At 39.8% G+C, this 18647-nt stretch carries 16 protein-coding genes; 7 read left to right on the top strand and 9 right to left on the bottom strand.

Annotated features, from left to right (window positions below; genetic code table 11):
• Positions 1-279 precede the first annotated feature (279 nt).
• From AC2CZC_RS23595 to AC2CZC_RS23565, 7 genes are all read left to right on the top strand, one after another.
• Positions 280-1164, top strand: a complete 885-nt coding sequence (locus AC2CZC_RS23595; RefSeq protein WP_484585696.1) for a hypothetical protein — start codon at positions 280-282, stop codon at positions 1162-1164.
• Between the two features lie 211 nt (positions 1165-1375).
• Complete coding sequence (locus AC2CZC_RS23590) at positions 1376-1759, top strand: response regulator (RefSeq protein ID WP_023399139.1); 384 nt, start codon at positions 1376-1378, stop codon at positions 1757-1759.
• On the top strand, positions 1756-2667 hold the full coding sequence (locus AC2CZC_RS23585) for an AAA family ATPase (RefSeq protein ID WP_484585695.1): 912 nt from the start codon (positions 1756-1758) through the stop codon (positions 2665-2667). Before AC2CZC_RS23590 ends, AC2CZC_RS23585 begins: the two co-directional genes overlap by 4 nt.
• The gene (locus AC2CZC_RS23580; RefSeq protein ID WP_484585694.1) at positions 2667-3617 is read left to right on the top strand and encodes a DUF58 domain-containing protein; all 951 of its coding nucleotides are present in this window, start codon (positions 2667-2669) and stop codon (positions 3615-3617) included. Before AC2CZC_RS23585 ends, AC2CZC_RS23580 begins: the two co-directional genes overlap by 1 nt.
• Complete coding sequence (locus tag AC2CZC_RS23575) at positions 3607-5556, top strand: transglutaminase TgpA family protein (RefSeq protein WP_484585693.1); 1950 nt, start codon at positions 3607-3609, stop codon at positions 5554-5556. Before AC2CZC_RS23580 ends, AC2CZC_RS23575 begins: the two co-directional genes overlap by 11 nt.
• A gap of 1 nt (position 5557) precedes the next feature.
• Entirely contained in the window at positions 5558-6880 is a 1323-nt protein-coding gene (locus AC2CZC_RS23570) for a Na+/H+ antiporter family protein (RefSeq protein ID WP_484585692.1), read from the top strand.
• 195 nt (positions 6881-7075) lie between these two features.
• Positions 7076-7951: a 2-phospho-L-lactate transferase CofD family protein gene (locus AC2CZC_RS23565; RefSeq protein WP_484585691.1), complete on the top strand. Its 876-nt coding sequence runs from the start codon at positions 7076-7078 to the stop codon at positions 7949-7951.
• 12 nt (positions 7952-7963) lie between these two features.
• On the opposite strand, the gene AC2CZC_RS23560 is transcribed toward AC2CZC_RS23565, so the two are convergent.
• The 9 genes from AC2CZC_RS23560 to AC2CZC_RS23520 form a co-directional block, all read right to left on the bottom strand.
• Complete coding sequence (locus AC2CZC_RS23560; protein ID WP_484585690.1) at positions 7964-8992, bottom strand: substrate-binding domain-containing protein; 1029 nt, start codon at positions 8990-8992, stop codon at positions 7964-7966.
• A 97-nt stretch (positions 8993-9089) separates the two neighbouring features.
• On the bottom strand, positions 9090-9755 hold the full coding sequence (locus tag AC2CZC_RS23555) for a hypothetical protein (protein WP_484585689.1): 666 nt from the start codon (positions 9753-9755) through the stop codon (positions 9090-9092).
• 105 nt (positions 9756-9860) lie between these two features.
• Positions 9861-10997: a glycosyltransferase family 4 protein gene (locus AC2CZC_RS23550; protein ID WP_484585688.1), complete on the bottom strand. Its 1137-nt coding sequence runs from the start codon at positions 10995-10997 to the stop codon at positions 9861-9863.
• A 156-nt stretch (positions 10998-11153) separates the two neighbouring features.
• Positions 11154-11609, bottom strand: coding sequence for a GNAT family N-acetyltransferase (locus AC2CZC_RS23545; RefSeq protein ID WP_484585687.1), 456 nt, complete (start codon positions 11607-11609; stop codon positions 11154-11156).
• 19 nt (positions 11610-11628) lie between these two features.
• On the bottom strand, positions 11629-13020 hold the full coding sequence (locus AC2CZC_RS23540) for a sensor histidine kinase (RefSeq protein ID WP_484585686.1): 1392 nt from the start codon (positions 13018-13020) through the stop codon (positions 11629-11631).
• Positions 13017-13682 (bottom strand): response regulator, encoded by a 666-nt coding sequence (locus AC2CZC_RS23535; protein ID WP_063361712.1) that lies wholly within the window; start codon positions 13680-13682, stop codon positions 13017-13019. The genes AC2CZC_RS23540 and AC2CZC_RS23535 overlap by 4 nt, the downstream gene beginning before the upstream one ends.
• Before the next feature lie 19 nt (positions 13683-13701).
• The gene (locus AC2CZC_RS23530; RefSeq protein WP_484585685.1) at positions 13702-16728 is read right to left on the bottom strand and encodes an efflux RND transporter permease subunit; all 3027 of its coding nucleotides are present in this window, start codon (positions 16726-16728) and stop codon (positions 13702-13704) included.
• Positions 16721-17791, bottom strand: coding sequence for an efflux RND transporter periplasmic adaptor subunit (locus AC2CZC_RS23525; RefSeq protein WP_484585684.1), 1071 nt, complete (start codon positions 17789-17791; stop codon positions 16721-16723). Before AC2CZC_RS23525 ends, AC2CZC_RS23530 begins: the two co-directional genes overlap by 8 nt.
• Entirely contained in the window at positions 17781-18521 is a 741-nt protein-coding gene (locus tag AC2CZC_RS23520; protein WP_484585683.1) for a MipA/OmpV family protein, read from the bottom strand. The genes AC2CZC_RS23525 and AC2CZC_RS23520 overlap by 11 nt, the downstream gene beginning before the upstream one ends.
• Positions 18522-18647 lie beyond the last annotated feature (126 nt).

Below are 18647 nucleotides of genomic sequence, written 5' to 3'. Positions count from 1 at the left end.
TGAAATCGTTTCGTAAATTACACTAATGAGTGTGGCTTTTCTATTACAGTGCATTACATATGTAAATGATGTGTCATTTTTGTGGCAAGTGCCTTTGGGCCTGAGGTTTTAATGAAATGCAATAGAGAAGCACTTGATTATGGTCATTTTGTTCAGGCGTGATAGATAATCTTTATGAGGAATACTTGTTATCTTACTAGGCAAATTTCTAAATGTTGTGTAGAGAAATGAGATTCTCGGCTACAATTTAATAGTGACTTGATGATAGAGGCATAAATAGTGAGTTGCAGTGATAGGTTGGCTGGTTTGCTTTTGATAGTTGCTTGCACCTTTAGCGAAAGTTTGAATGCACATGGTGTGCATATCTACCTAGATGATCAATTGGACTACGAGCTTTTTAGCTCTGGCGATCAGCAGCCTCTTAATATCGCCGGCGCAACGAATATGTTTGTGCTCTCACAAGTCGAAGACATTGTCGTTCATTATGTTAAATCTAGCCGGAAACGGGCGATTAAATCATTACAGCAGTCTAATGTTGCGGCTTGTAACATCAATATGATTAAAAACGAGCAGCGCAAGTCTGATTATTACTTCAGCTTGCCTGTTAACTTTTATTGGGCACATAAACTTTACTCCCATCATGATTTGTCAAAAGCATCTGACGGTGTGCTAAACGCAGAGGGTGAAATAACATCACTGCCTGCGTTGTTTGATGCATATGACAAGAGCGCAATAGTTATTGCGGAGAACTTCTCGTATGGTGACTTTCTTGACAAGCAATTGGCTTCTATTAGTGCAGGCAATTTGATTTTGCGCGGTGGTGCAGATCACTATCAAACGGTATACCGGATGTTCATATCAAACCGAGTCGATTTTTTACTCAACTATCCTGCTGAGTTTCATCGATATAGTAACAACGTTGACTTTCCTATTCGCTCCTACTACATAGCTGGCTCACCAAAAGTGATTATTGGACATTTCATGTGTAATAAAACCCCGACCAGCAAACAGTTTATCGCAACAGTAAATAAAATTTTGTTAAACAGTTATAGCGGCGATGCATTTTTGCAAGCGCATTTAGATTACCTACCTAACGAAGAGCACAGTTTGCTTAAGGCATACCTTGAGCAATACATAAAGAGAAATGTGCATATAAAGCGCTAGCTCATCATTTATGTTTGCTTTTGTTGGTTTGCTCTTTGTTGCAAACAGCTAAATACCAGTTTAAAGCATTTACATCGCGTTGGGTGCTATGACTGTGCCCTGAAAAAATAAACTAACTTAGCCAGTACTTTGATTTGATATAAATAAAGCATTGAGCTCATAGCCGCCATGACATAGTATTAAGTCAGTCGCAGTCAGATAGTATTACAATATGGAACTTGTTAGACCTTTAGAACCTATACTTATTATCGATGATGTAGAAGAAGTCAGAAGCTACTTAATCGATATTTTAGAAAACTTAGGATTCGAAGAAATATACGAATCAAAGGACTTTACGTCAGCCAAACCTTTACTTGAATCCAAATCTCCCAACGTACTTTTTCTCGATATAGAATTACCAGATACAGATGGTACGCAAATACTTGAGTATGTGAATGATCAGTTCCCAAATACACATGTGATTATGTGCTCAGGACATAACAGCCTGGAAAATGTGCAAAATACATGGGAGCTTGGCGCTAAAGGGTTTATAGCAAAGCCATTCAATGCCAAAAAAGTTGATACTGTAATGAAAAGATTAGAAATGATTGCATGAACCAAATTACCAGCAAAATAATAGAAAATTTATCCCAATTAATTTTAGGGAAAAACGAGCAGTTGAAATTAGCTGTATGCTGTTTGTTAAGTAAAGGCCATTTGTTAATTGAAGATTTACCGGGCATGGGTAAAACAACGCTCTCTCATGGCCTTGCAAGCGTGCTCGGTTTAAGTTATCAGCGTGTTCAATTTACCAGTGATTTACTACCTGCTGATATAACCGGGTCAAGTATCTTCAATACTCAAACCCACACGTTTGATTTTCATCCCGGGCCTATTTTCAGCCAAATTTTACTTGCTGATGAAATAAACCGGGCAAGCCCCAAAACACAAAGCGCGCTGTTAGAAGCAATGGAAGAAGGCCAAGTCACCATAGATGGTCATACACACCCTTTGGCACAGCCTTTTTTTGTGATAGCGACTCAAAATCCACTCCATCAATCAGGCACTCACCCATTGCCAGAGTCACAACTGGATCGGTTTTTTATGCGAATTAGCTTGGGTTACCCCGATTCAGAAGTTGAAAAATCATTAATACAGCAAGGTAATAAGCGAGATTTAGATGTTGCCGACCCAAGTCTTGCGATAAGCAATGAGCAGTTGGCAGTGCTTCAAGATGAAGTTATGAAAGTGAAATTGTCTGAGCCAGTTGTACAGTATATTTTAGATTTAGTGAGCTTTACCCGTGATTCTGGAGAGTTTAGCGATCCGTTATCGCCTAGAGCGAGTATCGCTCTTGGATTATCAGCTCGAGCACATGCACTGATCAATGGTCGTGACTTTGCACTGCCAGACGATGTACAAGCTGTTTTTGGCTGTGTGGCAGGGCATCGACTAAATATCCCTTGTAATGAACAAAATACCGTTGTTAACTCAATTTTTGAACGAGTCGCGGTAGCAGTGTAATGCGTGAGGCTATTTATAGAAGCTGGATAGACAAACTTATCGCAAAAAAGCACAGTGCCAATACCATTAAGTTTTCACATAACAACATTTATGTTATGCCTTCACTTCTTGGCTTGTTCTTTTTAGCTTTTGCCCTACTCAACTTTATTCTCGGTATCAATTATCAAAATAACCTGATCCTTGGTGTTTCTTATTTAATGCTTATGCTGCAAATTTCGTCATTGTTTTATGGTTATTTCAACTTACACGGCGTAAAGCTAGAGTTGCTTGATATTACAAGCAACTTTTTTGGTAACCACAATGAGTGTAAATTTAAGTTGCATTCTTCTAAACCAGTTTACTCGCTCAACGTGCTCAGTTCAGATTGGGATGGTCATGGCTTTGAGCAGCAAAACATTGTCGACACAAACACAGTTCATCTGGTCCGTTTGAATCAAAAAAAGCGGGGGAAATATGTTGGCGGTAAATTTAAAATTCATAGCAATTACCCATTTGGATTAGTCAATGTTTGGAGTTATCTGCTCACAGACAAAAGCTTTTTTACTTACCCTGCTCCGCAAAAATGTGAGCTTAGTCTTCATGAGTCGGTCAATATGAGTGATGACACTGAGTTATTGGCGAATAAATCCGATAGTTTAGACGAATTTTCTGGGTTAAAACCATATCAAAAAGGAATGAGTCGTAATCGGATTTCGTGGCGGCATTTTGCTAAAAATCAAGAGTTGCTTGTCAAAGACTATGTAGGTGACAGCCATGGTGTCAGCTTAGTACTCGATTTCAATTTTATGGAAGGTACAAAGGAATCTCGGTTGTCTCAATTATGTTTTCAGGTGCTTGAAGCTGATAGATTAGGATATGAATTTGCACTAAATCTTCCAAATGGCTATACGCCGCCTGGTGATACCGAAGCTCATGTCGTTAAGTGTTTGGAGAACTTAAGTGAGTGCTAAAGAGCTAATTCGTCAGAATACGCTAATTACTTCATTTGCATACTGTGGTTTGTCATTATTGCTATTCCAAAGTTTGGGCTACGTTTTTTGTGTTTCAATTTTATTGATTTGTATTTTTAAAATTAGCACGTCTGTAGGGGCTGTTAAATATCCATCAAAGCTGGTGATTAATTTGCTAGCGATAACGGTAATTGTTGTGGTCTTTTTATCTCTTGGCTTTAACCAAGCCATTGAGATGTTTGTTGCTATGCTGTTTGGCGCTTGCTCTTTAAAAATGTTGAATGTGAGTACGACAAAACAAGCACAAAGTGTTTATATCTTAAACTTTTTTACCTACCCGTGTTTTTATCTTTTTTCGCAAAATATCTTATCATTTTTGTTAGTTGCTGCATTACTGCTACTAAATTTAGGACAATTATTTAGTGTTACACATCGTGTGCCATTAAAAGCTTCTGTTAACAGTTCAGTTAGAAAGTTTGTATTTAGCTTACCGCTAGCCATTGCTATGGTGGTGTTGGTGCCAAAGCTGCCGCCCTTTTGGCAGCTGCCCAGTGCAAAAAATGCTTCGACGGGGTTATCTGAAGATGTTGATCCATTTCAGATTTCAGAGCTATCCCGTTCGTCTGAATTGGCATTTCGCGCTTTATTACCCGACGCCAATGGTTTTGAGCCCCCCTTTTATTGGCGTGCAATTATTCATGATAGATTTGATGGTAAAAAGTGGGCAATGTCTGACTTACAAAACCGTTTTTTAAGTAAAACCTATGAACCTACTGCTGCCAACTACACTGTTATTGCAAGTCCGTCTAATACCCGTTGGTTGTATACCTTGGATGAAGGCATACCTGCGAGTAAGGGAATTCGGGTTAATTATTTTGGTATGGTGTATCAAAGACATTTATCCAATAAGCCTACGCAATATGAGGTGTCTCCAGTTAAGTTAGATGATGCGAGAATGTCGCGTTGGGAATATAACTTAAATACGGCTTTACCGAATGATATCAACCCTCAAGCTATCGCTTTAGCAAAGGAGTGGGATGCACAGACAAGCTCGACTCAAGCATTTATCGCTAAGATGGAATCTTTTTATACGACGCAGAACTTTGAATACAGCTTGACTCCACCCAGAATTAATTCAGAAGACACCATCGATGCATTTTTGTTTGGTTCTAAAGTCGGGTTTTGTGGACATTATGCATCGTCCGCTGCTTTTTTAATGCGTACAGCTGGGATCCCAACTAGGCTTGTATCTGGTTATTTGGGCGGGCAGTTAAATGAAGAAAGTAACTATTATGCGGTATATCAATATGATGCCCATGCTTGGGTCGAATATTATGTCCCGCAAGTTGGCTGGCAAAGACTAGATCCAACTGCTTGGGTTTCACCGCAAAGGATGCTCGGGTCATTGGCAGACTTGCAGGACCTTGAAGATGAATTTAAAGATAATCTGGGACTGAGCTTACAGGCATTCTCTAATTTTGCAGCAGTGAACTGGCTTAGATTGCAATTAGAGCAATTAGACTTTCACTGGACGCGTTGGGTATTAAACTTTGATGATAAAAAACAGTCGTCATTGCTAGAAATGTTGTTCGGAAACAAGCATAAATTTTTACCTGCACTGAGTGTGATTTTATTGCTGGTAATCGTGTTTGGCAGTTGGTTTACTTATTTAAACCTAAGAACCCGGTTTAATGACCCTAAAGAAGTAAGAATATATAAAAAGTTGATGGTGTTGAGTGATGAAAAATCTGATAAATTAACGCCTAAACAATTGTGTGAAAACCTCAAAGTTAAATGGCCAAGTGCCTCTAAAGAACTGGATGAGTTTTATAGTTTGTTTGAAATTGCGCGTTTTCACATGCGCCCACTTTCTGCCAAGCAATCTCGAAGGCTTTCTCAATTAAACAAACAAATAATAAAAAAGGCAAAAATAAAATAATATGAATGCAGTATTTATTGGGGTCATTTTGATGCTTGGCCTCTCACTATTGCGTGTCAACGTAATAGTAGCAATGACAATTAGCGCCTTGGTTGCAGGTTTAACTGCTGGTTTAGGGCTAGAAAATACACTCAATGCGTTTAATGATGGTTTGTCTGGTGGTGCCGAAATTGCACTTAGCTATGCAATGTTAGGTGCATTTGCCGTAGCTATTTCTAAATCCGGTTTAACCTTGATTCTTGCCAATAAGCTACTTAGCTTGGTGAATAGTAAAAACCAAGACTCTGCCTCTTATTTAAGTATGTTGATCCTTGTGGTTATTATGGGCTGTGCGATTGCATCACAAAATCTAGTACCAGTTCATATTGCATTTATTCCTATATTGATCCCTCCTCTGATTGTGATATTCAATAAACTGAAAATGGATAGGCGCGCAATTGCATGCGTTTTGACATTTGGTCTTGCAACCTCATATATGGTTTTACCTTATGGTTTTGGTGGCATTTATTTGTATTCAATTTTGCATAAAAACTTAACTGATAATGGACTTGAAATTATTAACACATCCGTGCCATATGCAATGATAATTCCTGCAATTGGCATGTTGATAGGATTATTGGTCGCTGTTTTTATCAGCTATCGTAAGCCAAGAGAGTATCAGTCAAATGAAATGACTTCTGAAAAAAGTGATTTAGTTGTAGAAGATCAGCGCAAGGTACTTGTTGCTGGTGGAATCGCCGTTATTTGTTCGCTACTGGCGCAAAATGTCAGTGGCTCAATGATTTTAGGTGGCCTAGTTGGTGTGATGATGTTTGCTCTTTTTGGTTTAATTAAGTGGGAGCAAAACTCTGATATCTTCACCAAAGGCGTTGCAATGATGGCGATGATAGGCTTTATTATGATCTCGGCTCAAGGCTTTGCATCTGTGATGAAAGAGACAGGTGATGTTGCATCCTTGGTGCAAACTTGTGCCAATTTAATTGGTGACAGCAAGCCAATTGCTGCTGCGGTGATTTTACTTGTTGGCCTATTGATCACTATGGGTATTGGTAGTTCGTTCTCGACGGTTCCAATCATTGCGACGCTGTTTGTCCCTCTCTCTTTAGAAGTTGGTTTCTCAGCTATGGCTACAGTGGCGCTGGTTGGTACTGCTGGTGCTTTGGGAGATGCAGGTTCCCCTGCGTCAGATTCTACATTAGGCCCCACTTCGGGTTTAAATACAGATGGTCAGCATGATCACATTTGGGACTCTGTTGTTCCGACCTTTATCCACTTCAATATTCCGCTTTTGATCTTTGGTTGGATAGCGGCAATGGTTTTATAAAATTAGATTGGGGCATTTGCCCCTTTCTTTTTTGATTTATCTCCCCTTTTTCATTAAGTAAACTTTTTCAATTTGCATTTTGAAAATGCAAATTTTTCTATCTACATTTCCACTATACCTATAAAAATCAACTGGTTGCTTATTGGCCTATTAACTGCAAAAGTCTTAGCAAATTTAAAGGCGAGGACTAATAATATGAATGTAGTGTTTGTAGGTGCAGGGCAAGAAATGCTTGATTTGATGAAGTCACTTAAACCTATGTGTCAAAGGCTCAGTGCAATATGCGCAACTGCTGAGCCGAGTTTGGATATTGATAATAAATGCGCGTTACTCTCATATTCCCAATTGGAGATTTTACAAAGTATGAGTCTTGCTTTGAACTCGTGCAAAGAGCAGGAAATAGCAACTCATGGGCATGTAGCCAACTTGGAATTATTGGCGTTAATGTGTTATACACCCACAGAAGCGATGACTGTTTTTAATCAGTCCTTAAATACGTCTAACAGTGTGCTACCCATGTCGGACTTTGCAACCGATTTGATTGCAATTACGTATGGCGGAGAAACGGTTATTGGTGCAAAAAATATTAACGACCTCACAGCTCTGCCAAAAGAAGTGTTTCTCTCAAAAGATGTAAATACATCCCTTGATGCTGTCGCGGTGATAGAAGATGCTGATCTAATTATATTCGGTCCTTGTAATCCAATCACAGACTTAATGCCTTTGTTACTAATACAAGATATCAGAAGAGCCATTTTACAAACTACAGCCAGTCGTTTATTTATCGATATGCCAAATTCCACCAGCACACTGGTTAATAGCTGTACGTCAGCAGAGTATTTACATTGGATGAAATGTCAGATTGGATATCAGTTTTTCGATGTGACAATCTCTAACCAGTTTTCTGAAATCTTGCAGTATCATTATCAGGAAAGTATGTCGATCAACCCTAATGATGCAGCACATAATAAGACTTTAGGTATGTTGAATGCGTTATGTGAGGTACCAACTGCAGTGTCTTTGGAGGCTATGACTAAAGCAAGATTGCAAGTAACCCCGGTCAGGTACTAGAGAACTAATACCTTATCTGTTGCTGGTGCATGTCGTTGCATTACCTTGATTACAATAATGAAAATCAAGGTAATAGGCACTTTGTTTTGGCTTAGTCTTAAATTTAACATAATCGTAAAGGAGCTCAGTGCTTTGTTTACCCATTTGGTAAGGTTTCTGACCTATATTGATAGTGGATAATCCAAACCCAAGTGCTCTTAGTTGAATATTTTCTGTATCAGCCGAAATAATCGTGACTTCTTGTTTTGATAATCGTTTTTTATAGGGGGTTAACGCCGTTATGTAATTCGCATTGAATTGAGCAAACCCTGCGACAGCAATAAATATCGGCGGATTGTCATAATTCAAAATAGTAAGTAGTTGATTTAGTGCTTCATCCCGCTTACCGAGTGTATAAAGCGGACACCTATCGTACTCTATCCAACCAGATGTACCGTCCAGCTTTTTCTTTGCATTTCCCGACAATGCAAACCTTACTCCTTCTATCCTCATGTTTAAGTTAGGTGTTGTGTAATGCCCTGATTGAATACAGATTGGCTGTGGTGTTTGTTTTTTGTATTGTTTGGCGGCCTCACCCAGCGCAACGCCAAAATCAAAGTTGTTGGTGCCAACATACGCTAAACGATAATCGCGTTCTTTTTTTAGTAGATCAGAGTCAAAAGTGATGACCGGTATGCCTTTTTTCTTTGCATACTTTAATGCGCCAGATACAAGGTGCTTAGAGTCTGTTGTTGATATCAAAAGACCATCTACACCTTTGTCTATATACTCTTTGACAATGAGCACCTGAGTCCGCACATCTTGGTAGTCATCTGCGCCATCATAAACACATGTTAGGTTGCTTTGAACACGTGCAAAATCTTTACAGCCAGCAAAAGCCTGCTGATAAAAACTGTCATTTTTAGTTTTACCTATTAAGGCAAATGTATATTGTGCAAGAGTACGTGGACTTAAAAAAATGAGTCCTACCATTAAACAATATGTAATACGCTTCACATCAGTCACTAATTCTAAGTCCTTGACTAATTTATGATATGTCACTGTTAACATCTAGAGTTTAACGTGTTTTAAAATGATGGCAATGAAATAAGTCATGGCAGCACACTATTTTGTCGTGCATCTGATTAAAAAATTAAAGTCAGTTATGTGTTTTTTGATTTGCAATTGCTAATTCAAGGATGGAGATATGGCGTGACACTTTAGAGGCAAGCAGACGACTAAAGGCACCAAAAAAATAGATAATTGGAATGATATAAGCAATTGATAACACCCAATCAAGTTCTATTTCGCTGAGTTTATCGAGCGATATAAGTAGAGCCAATATACCCGGGGCAAAGCCAATGCGTTCGATTGAGCCAACAAGCAAGGCTGTCTTTTGCTCAAAGATATGTTTTTGTGCTTTGACTTCTAATAAAACTATTTCTAGCTTTTCGGGGCTTTTTTTCGATAAAAAATCTATATATTTTTTGTCTATCTTTTCAGTTTCCTTAGCGCTGGCATACACTAAGTTGAAAGGGTTCTTGAAATGTAAACTTATCTCTTTGCTTCTCACGATAAACAACAACGCTGGATGAGCAATTATCCCAAAGTAGCCAGAAAGTAAAAAAATCAAAGACGTTACTTTGAATGTTTCTAGCCGAGTTAATTGCCATACAAACGCAATAACAATGGCAATTAAGATCAGAGACAAATAAAAGGCATACAGTTTAAACTCTAGGTGTTTAGGTAATCGACTTCCCTGCTTGCATAGGATAGTTTCTCTGCGGCTCAGCCCTTGTAATGCTCTATATATCGAATCAGACACTCCATTACTCCTTGTTATGGATAATTAGTCAAGAAGGTGCCGCCTAAATTCCGGCACCTTAAGATATAGGTATAGAACAAAATCTGCGAATATGGTGATTTATGGCTACAAAGCTTGTATCCACCTCGATAAAGCTCTGGTTTGGTGCTTAACGTTAAAATTGTCCTCTGCATATTTTCTGGCGTTTTTACCAAGTAAATGTTGGTGATAGGCACTTAATTGCATAAATGCAGTCAACATGTTTGACATAGCATCGATACTATTTGGCGGGCATTTCATCCCAGTATTTGAACTGGTAATTTCTTTACATGCAGCGATATTTGACGTTAATACTGGTAGTCCGCAGGCCATTGCTTCTTTGATATATGTGATGTTATTTACTTGCGCTATGCTGTTATCTGAGCAATAAGGTGCAACGATAGCACTGTACTTTGGCAGGTTTTTCAATATCCAAGAGCGTGGTTTCGCACCCAAAAAGTGCACGCGCCTGTTAAGTCGTTTTCTAATTAGCTCATTGACGAGCGATTTTTTAATCGGCCCATCCCCGACAATATCGAGATTCACCTCAACGCGAGCAGGCAGACTTGCCAGTGCGTTTAGAATAACGTTTAGCCCTGACTCCTTAACAATATTGCCGATGAAAACCAGTTTTAGACTGGGTTTATTTCGTTCGTAAGGCTTATATTTAGAAATATCTAGACCTCTATTCAACACCAAAGGTTGAACATGCTCAGGTAACCTTTGGCATTCAAGCTCCATGAGTGGCAGGTCGCACTGCTCAAATAGCTTAAACTGCTTTTCACCTATCTTGTTTTGGCTTTTGACATCCCAAAAGCTTGATAGTGAAATATCGGCGCATTTTGTACTGGCAAGGCTGATATAGTAGTCATTTTGGTTGAAGCTGCAGTGTAAATGATCAATATCTTTCTTCTTGAGTAACTTTGTAAGCCTTGTACCCTTACCTAACAAGTCGAAGAAGTTTTGTCCTTTGAATTGCTTCCGAATTGCGTAACATCGTCGTAAGTATCCAATTGTTGAGCACAGGCCACTGGACTCAATAAGGCTTGGAGAACCTAAATACGCAATTGAAACTGATTTATGTAAGTTTCTGATATTTTTATATTTAACGCGGGTGATGATAGTTACTTTATGGCCGATTTCAGCGAGTGCATTTGCTTCACTGAGCATCATGGAGACTTCGTCGATATTCCTCGATGTTGTATAAATTCCAATATGTTTCATTCACTGGCCTACTCATTTGATTTTGATGGTTAACTACATCAAAAAGCAGGCCATTTTTAAGTGTCTGATTTGTATGAGGTATAGCTGTTTTAGACTAACGAAAAACGCAAATTGCGTTGCAAATTAAAAATACGAAAGCAATTTTATATTCATGTTTTACATAACTTTATCCAGCGGCATAGACATTGGAATAAAGCGGATCCCATTAAATCGCCCTTCCGGCTCAGTTGCGATAAATCCAAGCCCCTCATAAAAGCTACGGGCATTAATGGATGCTCGAAGAGACACTTGCTTGCCATCAGCAAAGCTCACGAGCTTATTAACTAGGGCTTTCCCTACTCCTTTGCCCTGAGCTTTTTTCGATACAAAAACGTGGGTAATGTAATTTTTTTCTCGGATTGCTCCAAATCCAATGATTTGCCCTAGATCTGTTGCTACTATGCTTTTAAACAGGGCTGGATTCATGGTTGCCTCAAGGTCTGGTATGACACGACTTATGAATTCGCTTTGGCCTTGCCTGCAAAAATGCGGCAGTATATCCATATTGGATACATCAGATACGAGCTTTGAAATACTTTGCAGATCCCCATTTTTTAAGGCTCTAATTTGCATAGCTAAACTCCTTTAAATGCTATGAAACATGTGTATTTTCCACCCTATCATAAAAATATACATGGAAGGTAGCTCCGCCGAGCTCATTGTTACATTCAACGTCAATTTTAGCGTTATGTGCGAGCGTTACCTCGTGTACGATGGCTAAGCCTAAACCACTGCCAGTTAAAGTTGATTGCTCCTTTCTCCAAAAACGTTCAAACAGCTTAACTCTGTCTTCTTCTTTTATGCCAGGTCCTGAATCTTTCACAGAAATCCTGTCATTCGCAACTTCAACAATAATATTTGCGCCTTCGTCTGCATGCTTAAGTGCATTTTCTAACAGGTTTTTGAGCATAATGATTAGCGCTGCTTGGTCACCAATAACAGTCGCATTTTTATCAATCTCTTCGAGCGCCAATTCTTTTTTATATGTCAATGTTAATGGGCCCAGTAACATACAAACATCTTTTGCGACATCAGATATATTCACTGGTTTATGCAAATAGCTATTTTGATTTTGTGCACGAGATAAATCTAGTAGCTGTTCAACGACACGCGTCATATATGAAATGTCACCCATTAGCTCGCAGCCAATTTTTTCTGGCACATTTGCTAATTCTAGGCGTGTGCGAAGTACAGCAAGCGGAGTCTTTAATTCATGTGCTGCATTTGCAACAAATCGTTTTTGCTCCTTGAAGCCCTTTTCAACGCGCTCCATGGTGTCGTTAAGTGCATTGACAAGCGGCAGCATTTCGCTTGGGACGCCTTTTTTATCAAGTCGTCTATCAAGTTGAGAGGGCTCTATGCCATCTAATTGCTCAGCCACTTTGTTAACGGGTTTGACGACGGCCTTAATAGAGACATAGCCAACACATATAAATATTAAGAAAGCGGCAATCATTGTGAGCGTGAGCACTTGTCCTAGCATAGGCAATACAGCTTCATTGGCAAGTTCGCCAATCAGGTCGTCTCTCGCCAAGTCGACATATAAGTCTTTGCCCTGTAAAGTTACCGAAAATCGGTATCTGTCAATGCCATTCAAAAACGAGTACCCTTCTGGTAAATCTAGCGGCAGAGCCAGCAAGGCAGCAGATGTTTCCAAGTGCTCGTTAGAAGTCAGGATCACACTATTCGTCGCACGGTCGATAACTTTAAATGCAAGGTTGTTAAACAGTGCGTCATAGCCCCATTTTTTAGCCATGTTTGTGGATGAATAAATTAACGTGCCCTGCTCATCAAAATATAGGCTTTCGGGAATGTCTTCAGCCATGCCATGCATACTTTTTTCCACCGCAATGTTGGCAAAGTTAATTGAAAACAAGAATAAAATTGCGCCGATGAGCGCAAATACGGCACCGCCCATCACACTAAATAGTATAAATAGTTTGCGTGCTAGCGAATCCTTTTTGGTAATGCCTGACTGGTTCATGACAAAATATATCCTATTCCTCGGATTGTTTTTATGTCTGTACTTGACCCTGCTTGCTCAAGTTTTTTTCTAATGCGGTGCATAGCCACTTGAATGGCATTGTCTGTGACTTCAAAGCCTAGCGCGTATATTGCGTCATAAATAGCATCTTTGCTAACGGTCAAGCTAGCGTGTCTGATCATATATTCTAAAATTGCGACTTCAGTTTTACCCATATTGATATTTTTATCGTCGACCATAACGCGCCTTGCCTTACTATCTAAAGACACATTGCCTCTGGTTAATAGGTTACCTGAATACTCTACTGGCCGTCTTAAAATGGCACGAAGTCTCGCTTTTAATTCATCAATTGCAAAGGGCTTATTGAGATAATCGTCTGCGCCTAAATCTAGCCCTTTAATTCTGTCTTCGACGCCTCCTCGGGCAGTCAAAATAAGAATGGGAATTGGATTATCGGCACCCCTAAGCTGCCTGATCACGTCAATACCATCTGTGTCCGGTAGCCCAAGATCAAGAACCAGCGCATCATACTGCCAGTTGTCAATCAGACTATTCATCTCACCTGCACTGTTTGCGATATCTGCCGCGTGGCCATCTTGTAATATTGCTTGTTGTATAAATTCTGCAAGTTGTTGATTATCTTCTGTGATTAAAATGCGCATAGATTTAAATTGTCCTTTTTTATTGTTCTATATTAATTCGTTTTAAATGCCTTTTTGGATCAATTAACCAGTGCATACAAATTGGCATAACGAACAACATTATCAGAGTAGAGCTTATTAACCCGCCAATCACAGCCCAAGCAAGTGGTGGCCACAATGGGCTTTGACCAAATGAGAGTGGTAACATCCCGATAATTGTTGTGATTGTGGTTAAAATAATGGCCCTGAGTCTACTTGATATAGCAAGCTCAATGGCTTCAATCTTACTTTTTCCCTTTTTCATTTCTTCGATTGTTGAATCAATGAGCAAAATGGCTGTGTTAACGACAATCCCCATTAATGCGAGTATCCCGAGCAAAGACATGAATCCAAAAGGTATATTTACAAGTGAAAGCATAATCGGTGCGCCAATAGCACCCATTGGGATACTTATCATTACCAGTGCGGTGAGCTTGTAAGAATTAAACTGAATCATAAGCGCAACAAATAACAGGATTAAACCTGCTGGTAATGCCATGAGCAGCGCAGAGTTTGCCTCTTCTGATTCTTCAAATTCACCACCAAATTCCATTTTAACGCTGTATTTATTCGCTATTGTTTCGAGCTCTGGTTGCAATTGTTCTAGAACAGACTCTTCATCAAATCCAGCTTTAACATCTGCAAGTACTCTTAGTTCTGTTCTGCCGTTTCGACGTGTTTCCACGGCAGCAGCCCCTGTAATTTTCGTAGAAACGAATGTTGAAATTGGTAAAAACTGTTCATTATTTATCACTTGTAATGACATTAAACGCTCAGCACTTTGTGACGAACTGGTGTCTTGTAATATCAGACTAACCGCTTCCGTTTTGTATCTTAGATCAGCCAACTGTAACCCGGTCCCCTGCCATGCGAAATAGCTTGCAAGTTCTGCCTCTGTCAAGCTAGACAAACTAAGGGACTGCTGATCAATTTCAAAATTTATATTCGCAATGCCATAGCTATAAGCTCTTCTGACATGCTGTGTGGCTTTACTTTTATTCAAAAGCATAAAAATGTCTTCTGCTGCACGTAAATTTGCAGTTGTATCGTTGCTTATCAGTCTTATTTCTATCGGGCTTTCAATCGGCGGACCTTGTCCAAGTTCTCTCGCAATTATGAGTGCTTCTGGAAAGTTCTGCGGTAAAAATGTATTAAGTCGTTCAACTATTTCTTTAAGGTTGATATTTTCTTCAACTTCGAAAACAACACGGGCGATGTGACTTTCTCCTGGCTGTTGCACTAAGTTGTAATAAAATCTTGGGCCAGATGAGCCGCTAAAAGTCAGTGTTTGCGTGACAAACCCAAGCGTTTGAATGCTGTCACTTACTTCGTTCGCGACTTGTGTGGTTTTCGTAATGCTAGAGCCATAGGGTAATTGGATATCCACATAAGCCTGATTCCTATTGGTTTTTGGGAAAAACTCGCCATTAACTGCTGGTAGCACGAATATCAGAGATAAAACAAAGGTGACTCCCGCTAATGTTGTTTTTTTCTTGTTTAATGAGAACCTTGCTATCTTGCTACCCATCGACTGCAGTTGGTCATTTTTAAAGGTGTTTTTTGTATTATTTTTAAGGGTAAAGTTTGCCAAAATAGGTATAAACGCTAGCGCAATAATATAGCTAATACTAATGCAAAGGATCACTAGCACAGGTATGGTTGCGATAAAATCCGCGACGCTGCCTGTTGCTAATAACATAGGTAAAAATGCGGCTATTGTGGTAACTGTTGCAGTAGCGAGTGGCTTGTAAAGGGCCTTTACGGCTTGCTTACTTGCTTCTAGTCGGTTTAGCCCTTGGTCAATTAGCTGTACAATCTTTTCTGCCATTACAATACTGTTATCAACCATTAGTCCAAGCGAGATGACCAAACCTGCGATGGTCATTTGATGAATAACGCCTTGTGCGGCAGTAAACAAACCCACTGCGATAAGCGTAATAGTCGGTATCGATATGACTACGATAACAGCTGTTCTTACTGACATGAGTAAAATCAGCACTACTGCAACCGCCAAACATCCTGTTGCCAGTGATGAGAGTAAGTCTGTTTTTCGTTTTTGTGTCCACTTAGGTTGAAATAGTACTATCTGTGCTGGTGGCGCTGTGAATTGGTTGTTAAAACGCTCTACAACTTGCTTTATTTGCTCCCCGACTGCGGTTACACGCACAGTGTTTGCGGGTAAAGTCACGGCTAATCCAACCGCAGTTTTACCATTTACCATAAAGCGCTCAGGTGCAATTGGATTCGTTCGGTAGTAGATATCAGCCATGGTTGACATCTTGATAGGGCTTGCATCATCGAGTGTTATTTGGCTGTTAGCTATATCCTCTAAAGATTGTACTCTGCCAACAGCATTAGAGTTGGTTGCTAAACCTTGGTTTTCAAAGCTAATACCCGTTCCAGCAGTATTATTGAACCTTTGTGCAATCTGCATTGGGGAAATGCCAAACTCTGTCATTGCTTGCTGCGAATAGTTGATGACGATTTGTTCTTGCGGATCACCCACCAGCGTGACACTTCTAATTGCTGAGAGCTGTTCAAGTTCTGTTCTCAAATCGAGCGCAATTGCACGTTGACGCAATAAGTCATTTGGATTTGTAATTGCAATCACAATTCCTTGCGTGTCCTGTGCCCTATCTACGAGTTGGATCGCAACATTAGGGATAGTTTGTTTTTGGTTGTTTACGGTATCTTTTATTCGCTCCCACACCGTGTCTGTTTCATAAATATGTTCGTGAAGTTCAATATCAATGGTGGCGCTGCCATTTTTGATTCTTGACTGGTAGTTACTTACCTCATCTATCTCGCTTATCGCTCGCTCTAGTGGGATCACCGCCGTATCTTTGAGCTGAGATATGGTCATGTTGCTGGCATTCAAAGTTATAAAACCATTGCGATATGGAAACTGAGGATCCTCTTGTTCGTTGGCACTGAACCAGCCAGCGATCCCTACAGTGACTAAAATTGCAATCACCCCAAGGATAAGCCTTGGGCTTTGATACCATTTGAGAGAGGCTTTATCAGTCATTATTTTCCTCCAATGCTGCCATTAGGTTTTTGCTTAGTGTTGGCTCAGGTGATGTGTCAAATTGAATCGAATCTAAATTTCCTTCAGCAGTGATCAATAAGTCACTCCCGCGAGTGCTAACAAGCTCAACAGGATATTTGTTGTGTTCTTTATCGAGCATATAGACTTCGCCATTTGGCATAAACCTAATAGCGTTAGTATGAATCCGATAAACTTGCTTATTTGTAGATGCGATCCTTATTTGAGCTGTCAGACCGAGTAAGCTTTCAGCCCTATCTTCAATTAACACTGATACTCTAAATAACGACGGGCCATTTACCGATGGTATGGCTTTTTCATTGATTGTTCCGGTTATTTCTTTGTTTATAGTTGGGATGAAAACTGGGACAAATTGGCCAATCTTTAGAGTCAAAGCATCTCGTTCAGGCACCCAATATTCAACTTTGAATTTACCAGACTCCTCGAATCGAATGATTGGATTTGATGATGAGACAAACTGCCCTTCTCTGGCGTAGAGTGATGCAACCACGCCATCCTGCGGCGCATAAATAGAGAATTCATCTAATGCATTGCTAGCTTGTTTTAATTGTGCTGCCATTTGCGTTACTGTGTCTTTTGCTATCCTAGCAGCTTTTTCTGCCTGTTCTAATTGGGCAACTGAAGTCAGTGCTTTTTCGCGTAGGTTTTTTTTGCGCTCAAATTCACTTTGAGCTTCCTCAGCCGCTGCAATTGCAGCGCTGAGAACAGCTTCTTTTTCTATGACTTGGGTTGTTAAATTGGGTGAGTATAATCTGGCGATTAACGTATCTTTTCGGACATATTGTCCTTCTCTAACAGAGAGCTGCTCTATTCGCCCGCTATTAAAAAGCGCCATATCATAACCACGCTCACTTTGAACTTTTCCGTATAATATTTTAGTAGGCGCAGATACGCGTTCAGCGTGTGTCGTTGGTTGAACTTTTATCTGTGCAACTGGCTTGGCATTAGTCTCACTACAAGCTGATGTAAATGTCAGCACAAAAATGGTTGCTACGCTAGATAGCGCTTTGCGTTTAAAAGACATAAACGTACCCCAGTAAAAATTGGAAAGACCCGGACTTGTCTACCAGCGGTGAGTCTTTAATTGTGCTGTCAAAAGCGGTGTAACTGGCATCAGCTTTAATCATATGATTTTCACCAAAAAACCAATCACTGCTAATGCCAATTTCCATGTTGGTTGCGCTGTCTACTTCATAAAATGATCTTGATGTTGTCGCTTCTGAACGTCTTACACCATAGTAGTAGTTTGCTAGATCCTCACTTGCGAAATTAGCTGAAACGTAAGGCATAATGCGACCTTGCTTTACTCGCATTGGAATACCGTAGGAAAGGCTTGCTTCGTACCCTTCATGAGTACTTGTCACATCATGAGTGAATTTAACACCAAATTCGCCAAAGTCAGTGTCAATTTCTGCTTCAAAACCGAAATCGAAGCTCATATCCCTGTCTTCCATGCCTGTAAACAATTCATCATCGGCTTGCTCATATCCATCAAGTCTGAGCATACCAGTTGCTGCAATTTCAAAGTTTTCTCTTCTGTAAAATGTGTAAGAAGCGTACGGCCCTAATAATCTAAAGTCTCCATATTCAACTGCAATAGCCGGCACAAACTCTGCCTCACTGCCAACGCCTTTGTAACCTTCATCCTGAACGATAATTGCACCACCAATTCCCAGTTTGAGTTCTTGTTCTTCTGCAAAAGAAGCTGTGCTGCAAGCAAGTGTCAAAGCGCAAAGGTATTTTGTTAGTTTCATGTGTTTTCCTTAATAGAGTATTTAAGCTTTAAAATTGGGTGTATTTGTTTCTACAAGGCAAACAATAATCCAGGAAACTTTCTCGAAACTTACAAGGCTGTAATTTTTAAAAATAAATGTTTTGAG

Source organism: Pseudoalteromonas sp. MMG033 (assembly GCF_057197785.1).
Note: the sequence above shows the minus strand (reverse complement) of the source record. Positions and strands in the feature narration are given on the sequence as shown.